The following is a 7,458-nucleotide window of genomic DNA, read 5'->3' as shown; positions in this document are numbered from 1 at the left end:
GTGTGCCGCGGCGTGGGCGAGCTGGCGCTGCAGCGCGCGCGCATCGGTAAAGTCCTGGAAGACGATGACCAGCCCGCAGAATTCGTTGCGGTCGTTGACGATCGGCGACACCACCTGGCGGATGCTGCAGCGCGTGTCGTCGCGCCGGATGAGGACGGCGCGGCTGTTCTGGTCGGCGGGCGCATGAACGCCAACCGCGGGCCGGGTCACGCCGATCCTGTGCCCCGTCTCCTCGTCGACCGCCCAGTAGACATGGCCAAGCATCTTGCCGAGAGCCTCGCCGCCGGCAATCCCGGTCAGCTTTTCGGCGACCGGGTTCATGAAGGTGATCCGGTTTGCGGCATCGGTGCAGATGACGGCATCGCCGATCGATTGCAGCGTCACCCTCAGCCGCTCCTTTTCATCGGCAAGCATTGCCGCCGACACGGTGAGGCGCTCTTCGGCCTCCTTGCGGCGGGTGATGTCGGTCAAGCTGCCGATGGCCCTGATCAGCCGTCCATCCTCATCACGTTCGATGGCCTTGCCGCGGTCGAGGATCCACACCCAGTGGCCATCCTTGTGGCGCATCCTGAACTCGGCCTCAAAGAACGGTGTCTTGCCCTCGAGATGAGCGCGATCCGCTTCGGCGACAGTCTCGCGATCATCAGGATGGATCATCGTCAGCCAGCGGTCGGTGTCGCCATCGAGCTCGCCATCCGCATAGCCCAGCATCTTGACCCAGGTCGAGGAATAGGTCGTGCCGCCCTTGCGCATGTCGAGGTCCCAGACGCCCTGGCCGGCGCCGGCGAGCGCGAAATTCCAACGCGTTTCCGCTTCGGCAATGCGCGCCTCGGCCTGCTTGCGAGCGTCGATGTTCTCGATTTGCGAGACGAGATAGAGCGGGCGGCCGCTGGTCTCATCGCGAATGACCGAACCGGCAAGATGGGCCCAGACGGGCGTTCCGTCCTTGCGGAGATAGCGCTTCTCGAAATGGAAGGAATTGACCGTGCCCGCCTTCAGATCGTCCATCGTCTCCCGCCCGATCTGCTGGTCGTCGGGATGCGTGATCTGGAAGAAAGTCAGCGTCTCGATCTCTTCGCTTGTGTAGCCAAGCATGGCCGCGAAGGCCGGATTGGTCTGGCGGATGCGCCCATCGAGACCGACAACGACGATACCGATCGCTGAATCCTCCATGGCGCGGCGGAAGCGCAGCTCGCTCTCGGCGATCTGTTGGCGATCCATGCTGATCCTGCGGGTGGACAGGGCGGCGAGGAACAGCGCGCCCGCCGCCACTGCCATCGCGATCTGCAGGCAGAGTTTCAAGGCTTCGGTGCCCAGGTCCAGGCGCGACAGCAGGATCGAGGCCGCCAGCACGCCCAGGCCGGCGACGAGCAACGCCAGCCCTGCACGCCCAAGAGATTCTCGGCTGGTCAATCCTCGCCACATCACGATACGTGCCACCCCCGTGCGCAAACGCATGTTCTCGCCTCAACCTTGGCGGATCGATTTTAAGGAAAGGTTGCGTCAGGCATTCCGGTGCCATCGCTAACCGGCAAACAATTGCCGGCATGATTAAGGATCGGTATGCGCGAGCGGGCGAGCGTGGCGCAACGCTACCAGCGCACGAAAAACCGTCCGCCGAGCGCGCCAAGCAATGCGAGCGCTGCAATGGCTATCGTGTACCAGGTGGCGACGAAAAGCGGCGAATCGTCGAAGCAGTGGGCGGCATAGAAGGTTGCCGCCAGCCCGCCGGCGAGCAGGCCTGCCACCGCACCGGCAAGCACCGGCCGTGTCGGCGCCCCGTAGCGCAGCATCCACAGGAAGATGGCAAGCGGACCGAGGCCGATCAGCGGGATGAAAGCCATGCAGATCATCATGTTGGAGCCGACCATTTTGGTTCCCCACAGCGCCTCCGGCACCATGAAAAGCTCCAGAACCACCGCCACGGCTACCAGCACTGGCGCCGCAGCCATCCCAACCATCGCCCGGCCCGTCGACGCACCCGGTGTCGACAAGGCGCGGATCAGGGCGAAGGCGCTGACGGCAAGCACGATGGTGAAAACGAATTTGGAAAGGAAGCGCATCGTGTGCGCGGCCGCCATGAAATCCGGGCGTGGGCCGATGGTCAGCAGGAAAACGACGGCCGCGATCACCGCTGCCGCACCGGCGGCCAGCCACCAGGCCGATTGCAGCGGCATCGCCTTGCTGGTTGCATCGGCGTCCAGCGCCTTGATGAGATCGTCCGTTCTCATGTCATTCCCGCCCGAACCGCCCCTGCCCGAATCGCTTGGCTATCGCGGCAAGTCCGCGATGCAGCGACACCCGCACCGCCGTCTCGCTGATGCCGAACTTTGCCGCCGTCTCGCCGATGGACCGCCCTTCCACCGACACGGCCGAGACCACGGAGCGCTGAGCCGGCGACAGACCGTCCAATGCACGGTTGATGTCGCGCTCGCTGACGGTCTCGGTTTCCGGCTCGGCGAACGTCTCGGCGATATCGTCGACGTCGATCTCGATGCGCCGTCCGCGCCGCCTGAACGCATCGATCAGCTTGAAGCGGGCAATCGCATAGACCCACGGCAACACCGGCGCATCCTGACGCCAGGTATGCCGTTTCACATGAATGGCCAGCAAGGTTTCCTGCACGACATCCTCGGGATCGACCCCGCCCTGCACGATCTTGCGCCTGGCAAAACCGCGAACCAGCGCGGCAATCCGGTGCAGAAAGTCGGCGTAAGCCCTTTCATCTCCCGCGATCGCGGCCCGCATCAGCCGGGAAAGTTCGGCCTCGTCCTTGCCGCTCACAAGAGTTCACTCCCCGATTTTCGCGTCTCGGCGCTGATTTGTTACGTGGCCGGCGAAATAATGTCCAAGCCAAACTGTCGGCAAGTCACGAAAGTTTGCGGCACCGCCGAACCGTGAGCATCACGCGGAATTGTCCGTTCGGCACCGACCTTTGCACGTCAGCGACCGATTGAAGCACACCAACAATGTTGACTATAGCTGTCATGTATCGATAGGTGCAGCCGTGACAGACCTAGGACCCCCGAAATCGAGGACAATGCCATGAAATACGCTCTTTCCACCCTCGCCGGCGCCGCCGCGCTGGCAATCAGCCTCATCGCCGGTCCGGCAAAGGCGGAAGAGGATGGCATCATTGTCTACAACGCCCAGCACGAAAGCCTGACCAAGGCGTGGGCCGAAGGCTTCACCAAGGAAACAGGCATCAAGGTCACCGTGCGCAATGGCGGCGACAGCGATTTCTCCAACCAGATCGTCGCCGAGGGCGCTGCTTCGCCCGCAGACGTCTTCCTGACCGAAAACTCACCGGCCATGGCGCTGGTCGAAAGCGCCGGCCTGTTCGCGCCGGTCGACGCGGACACGCTGGCGCAGGTTCCCCAGGACTATCAGCCGGCCAGCGGCAAATGGGTCGGCGTTGCCGCGCGCAGCACGGTCTTTGCCTATAACAAGACCAAGCTGACTGCCGACCAGTTGCCCAAGTCGATGCTGGACCTCGCCGATCCGAGCTGGAAAGGCCGTTGGGCCGCCTCCCCCTCGGGCGCTGATTTCCAGGCCATCGTCAGCGCCCTGCTCCAGCTCAAAGGTGAAGCCGCTACCGCCGACTGGCTGAAAGCGATGAAAACCAATTTCACCGCCTACAAGGGCAACAGCACGGTGATGAAGGCGGTCAATGCCGGCGAGATCGAAGGCGGCGTGATCTATCACTATTACTATTTCGGCGATCAGGCCAAGACCGGCGAAAACAGCAAGAATGTCGCGCTGCACTATTTCAAGAACCAGGATCCGGGCGCCTTCGTCTCGATCTCCGGCGGCGGTGTGCTGGCTTCGAGCAAGCATCCGAAGGAAGCCCAGGCGTTCCTGAAATGGCTGACAGGCAAAGGCGGTCAGGACGTGCTGAAAACCGGCGATTCCTTCGAGTACGCGGTCGGCAAGGGTGCGGACTCCAACCCGAAGCTGGTGCCGCTCGCCGATCTGCAGGCGCCGAAGGTCGATGCCACGACGCTGAACTCCAAGAAGGTGACCGATCTGATGACGGCAGCCGGCTTGCTTTAGTTGCCATTCGTCCTAAAAGGACACCCGACCACGCTCCCGCGGGAATTCGCCTTCCGCGGGAGTGATTTTGTTTTTCGAGATGGCATTCGTCGATGACGACACGCTGTGTTCCCGACCGCGATCGCGGTCCTTCAATTGCTGCCGCTGGACGGCAACGGCACGGCGTCTGACCTGATGCAGTCAGCGGTCGATCTCGCGCATTCGGGCCTGCCTTCGGGCACAGGCCGAAGGGCTCGGCGACGCGCACCGCTTTGGCTGGTCCTCGCCGCCATCTTCGTTGCGCTGCTGGCGCTGGTGCCGCTTGCCTTCATCATCTGGATCGCGGTGCAGACCGGCTGGGAAACAGTCTCGGCACTGGTCTTCCGGCCGCGTGTCGGCGAGCTTCTGGTCAACACTGTCCTGCTGGTCGCGCTCTCGGTGCCGATCACCATCGTGCTGTCGGTTTCGCTGGCCTGGTTGACCGAGCGCAGCGACCTGCCGGGCGCCCGGCTCTGGGCCTGGCTGTGCGTGGCGCCGCTCGCCATCCCGGCTTTTGTGCACAGCTATGCCTGGGTCACCATGGTGCCGGGACTGCACGGCCTGTGGGCCGGCGTGCTGGTTTCCGTGATCGCCTATTTCCCGTTCCTGTATCTGCCGGTGTCGGCGGCGTTGCGCCGTCTCGATCCCGCCCTGGAAGACGCCGCCGCCGCACTCGGCCTTGGGCCCCGGCGCGTGTTCTGGCGGGTCGTGCTGCCGCAATTGCGGCTCGCCATCTGCGGCGGCTCGCTGCTGGTCGGCCTGCATCTGCTGGCCGAGTACGGCCTCTATGTCTTCATCCGCTTCGACACCTTCACCACGGCGATCGTCGACCAGTTCCAGTCGACCTTCAATGGACCGGCCGCCAACATGCTGGCCGGCGTGCTGGTCAGCTGCTGCTTCGTGCTGCTCGGCCTCGAAGTGCTGGTGCGCGGCGAGGAGCGCTATGCCCGTGTCGGCTCCGGCGCGGCGCGCCATCAGCAACGCACAAGCCTCGGACGCGCCACCCTGCCTAGCCTGCTCTTGCTTGTCGTCATCACGCTTTTGGCGCTCGGCGTGCCGTTCGTCACCATTGGCGGCTGGCTTGCCGCCGGCGGCTCCGCTGTCTGGCGCTTGGACGAGATCGGCTTGGCGCTTGGCCAGACGCTGTTCCTGGCGCTCGCCGGCGCGTTGCTCGCCACCGTCGCCGCCATGCCGATGGCCTGGATCTCGATCCGCGCGCCGGGGCCATTGCAGCGTCTTCTGGAGGGCTGCAACTACATCGTCGGCTCGCTGCCCGGGGTCGTCATCGCACTGGCGCTGGTCACTATCACCGTACGCATCGCGCTGCCGCTCTACCAGACCTTGTTCACCATCCTGGTTGCCTATGCGCTGATGTTCCTGCCGCGCGCGCTGGTCAGCCTGCGGGCATCGATCGCGCAGGCGCCGGTCGAGCTCGAACGCGCCGCTTCCAGCCTCGGCCGGCCGCCGCTGCAGGCGCTGTGGTCGACGACGATCCGCCTGTCGGCGCCGGGTGCCGCGGCCGGCATGGCCCTGGTGGCGCTCGGCATCATGAACGAACTGACCGCCACCCAGATGCTGGCACCGAACGGCACCCGCACGCTGGCGATGGCTTTCTGGTCCTACAGTGGCGAGATTGATTATGCCTCGGCGGCACCCTACGCCTTCATCATGGTGGCGATGTCGCTGCCCTTGACCTGGCTGCTCTATGTCCAGTCGAAACGGATGGCCGGACGATGAGCTTTCTCGAAATCAGCGGCCTGCACAAGCAATACGGTCCCGTGGCGGCTCTTGCCGGCGTCGACCTCAGCGTCGCCAGCGGCAGCCGCACGGCGATCGTCGGCCCTTCCGGTTGCGGAAAGACGACCCTGCTGCGGCTGATTGCCGGCTTCGAGGCTCCGGACCAGGGCCACATCACGCTCGACGGTGCCATATTGGCCAACGGCGGCGCTGCGGTGCCGGCATATCGCCGAGGCATCGGTGTGGTGGCGCAGGATGGTGCCCTGTTTCCGCATCTGACCATTGGCGACAATATCGGTTTCGGCATGGGCCGCGGCGAGGACAAGCGCGCTGAGCGCATCGTCGAGCTCGCCTATATCGTCGGGCTCGACAAGGCGATCCTCAAACGCCGCCCGCACGAGCTTTCCGGCGGCCAGCAGCAGCGTGTGGCGCTGGCCCGGGCCATGGCGATGAAGCCCAGGCTGATGCTTCTCGACGAGCCGTTCTCGGCGCTCGATACCGGCCTGCGCGCCTCGATGCGCAAGGCGGTGGCCGAACTTCTGGAGGCCGCCGGCATCACCACCATCCTGGTGACGCACGACCAGGCCGAAGCGCTGTCCTTCGCCAGCCAGGTCGCGGTGATGCGCGACGGCAAGTTCTCGCAAATCGGCACGCCGCGCGAGCTCTATCTCAAGCCGAAGGACAGGATGATCGCCGAATTCCTCGGCGACGCCATCATCCTGCCGGCCAAGATATCAAATGGCTTCGCCAACTCGCCGCTCGGCCGCATCGCGGTCGACACCCATGACAGCCGCGATATCGCCCGCATCATGCTTCGCCCGGAGCAGATCGCGCTGAAGAGAACGTCGCGCGAGGGTATGTCCGGCACCTCGGACATGCTGTTCGGCGAGGTGACGGAATCCGAATTCGCCGGCTCGATGTGCACGGTCGCGGTGCGGCTCTTGAACAATGCCGATCCGCCCGATGCGGCAGCGATCGGCAACACGCCGCTGGTCCTGCGCAAACCGGGCATGGACGCGCCGGCGGTCGGCGAGATCGTCCGGCTGACTGTATCGGGAAAGGCGCATGTCTTCGCCTGAACGCCGCGTGGGTGGAGCGTAGGCATATCTTTCTGATTAGCCGACGCGCTTTCCGGCCTGATCGAACCAGTGCAGCTTTTCTGCCTTGGCAACCACGCGCAATTGGTTGCCAACCGTGGCGGTAGCGCGACCCGCGACCCGCACGACGATCCTGCTGCCACCTGCAGCACAGTGAAGGAAACTTTCGGCGCCTACCGGTTCGACTGCCTCGACCAGCGCCGGCAGGATGAGCGCGCCGGACGGTGCCTCGGACCCGAAGGTGACGTCGGCATCCTCGGGGCGGAAGCCGAGCGTGACGGCGTTCGCAGGCGCAAATTCAATCGTCTTGCCATCAGCCAGCGCCGGACCAGCCGGGCCTTGCGAAAGGGGCAGGAGATTCATCGGCGGCGCGCCAATGAAGGAAGCGACGAAGGTCGAGGCCGGCCTTTCGTAGACGTCGAGCGGCGCCCCCATTTGCTCGACCAGTCCGGCATTCATGACGACGAGGATGTCGGCCAACGTCATCGCCTCGAGCTGGTCATGTGTGACATAGACCGACGTGACGCCAAGCGAGCGCTGCAGGTTCTTTATC

General features: G+C 64.6%; 7 protein-coding genes. 3 read left to right on the top strand and 4 right to left on the bottom strand.

Going from position 1 to position 7,458, the window contains the following annotated elements; translation table 11 throughout:
• From EN914_RS17470 to EN914_RS17460, 3 genes are all read right to left on the bottom strand, one after another.
• A partial coding sequence (locus EN914_RS17470; protein ID WP_127389176.1) for a PAS domain S-box protein occupies window positions 1–1,458 on the bottom strand: 1,458 nt, incomplete at its 3' end.
• A 134-nt stretch (window positions 1,459–1,592) separates the two neighbouring features.
• On the bottom strand, window positions 1,593–2,231 hold the full coding sequence (locus EN914_RS17465) for an NrsF family protein (protein WP_013529421.1): 639 nt from the start codon (window positions 2,229–2,231) through the stop codon (window positions 1,593–1,595).
• Between the two features lies 1 nt (window position 2,232).
• The gene (locus tag EN914_RS17460; protein WP_013529420.1) at window positions 2,233–2,784 is read right to left on the bottom strand and encodes a sigma-70 family RNA polymerase sigma factor; all 552 of its coding nucleotides are present in this window, start codon (window positions 2,782–2,784) and stop codon (window positions 2,233–2,235) included.
• A gap of 261 nt (window positions 2,785–3,045) precedes the next feature.
• Between EN914_RS17460 and EN914_RS17455 the strand changes: the two genes are divergently transcribed.
• The 3 genes from EN914_RS17455 to EN914_RS17445 all read left to right on the top strand — a co-directional run bounded on the left by EN914_RS17455 (window position 3,046) and on the right by EN914_RS17445 (window position 6,887).
• Window positions 3,046–4,053: an iron ABC transporter substrate-binding protein gene (locus EN914_RS17455; protein WP_013529419.1), complete on the top strand. Its 1,008-nt coding sequence runs from the start codon at window positions 3,046–3,048 to the stop codon at window positions 4,051–4,053.
• A 174-nt stretch (window positions 4,054–4,227) separates the two neighbouring features.
• A complete protein-coding gene (locus EN914_RS17450; protein WP_024503777.1) occupies window positions 4,228–5,808 on the top strand; it encodes an iron ABC transporter permease in 1,581 nt (526 codons plus the stop codon).
• Window positions 5,805–6,887, top strand: coding sequence for an ABC transporter ATP-binding protein (locus EN914_RS17445; RefSeq protein ID WP_013529417.1), 1,083 nt, complete (start codon window positions 5,805–5,807; stop codon window positions 6,885–6,887). Before EN914_RS17450 ends, EN914_RS17445 begins: the two co-directional genes overlap by 4 nt.
• A gap of 36 nt (window positions 6,888–6,923) precedes the next feature.
• On the opposite strand, the gene EN914_RS17440 is transcribed toward EN914_RS17445, so the two are convergent.
• On the bottom strand, window positions 6,924–7,458 hold a 535-nt coding region (locus EN914_RS17440; protein WP_127389175.1), incomplete at its 5' end, for a TOBE domain-containing protein.

It is taken from the genome of Mesorhizobium sp. M7A.F.Ca.CA.001.08.2.1 (assembly GCF_003998455.1).
GTDB classification, from domain to species: Bacteria; Pseudomonadota; Alphaproteobacteria; order Rhizobiales; family Rhizobiaceae; genus Mesorhizobium; species Mesorhizobium ciceri.
The sequence above is the reverse complement of the archived record's forward strand: the minus strand, read 5'-3'. Positions and strand labels throughout refer to the sequence as shown.

Coding starts and splice junctions, on each gene's coding strand:
- EN914_RS17465 (WP_013529421.1), bottom strand. CDS start 2,231: ATGAGAACGGACGATCTCATCAAGGCGCTGGACGCCGATGCAACCAGC.
- EN914_RS17450 (WP_024503777.1), top strand. CDS start 4,228: ATGCAGTCAGCGGTCGATCTCGCGCATTCGGGCCTGCCTTCGGGCACA.
- EN914_RS17445 (WP_013529417.1), top strand. CDS start 5,805: ATGAGCTTTCTCGAAATCAGCGGCCTGCACAAGCAATACGGTCCCGTG.
- EN914_RS17455 (WP_013529419.1), top strand. CDS start 3,046: ATGAAATACGCTCTTTCCACCCTCGCCGGCGCCGCCGCGCTGGCAATC.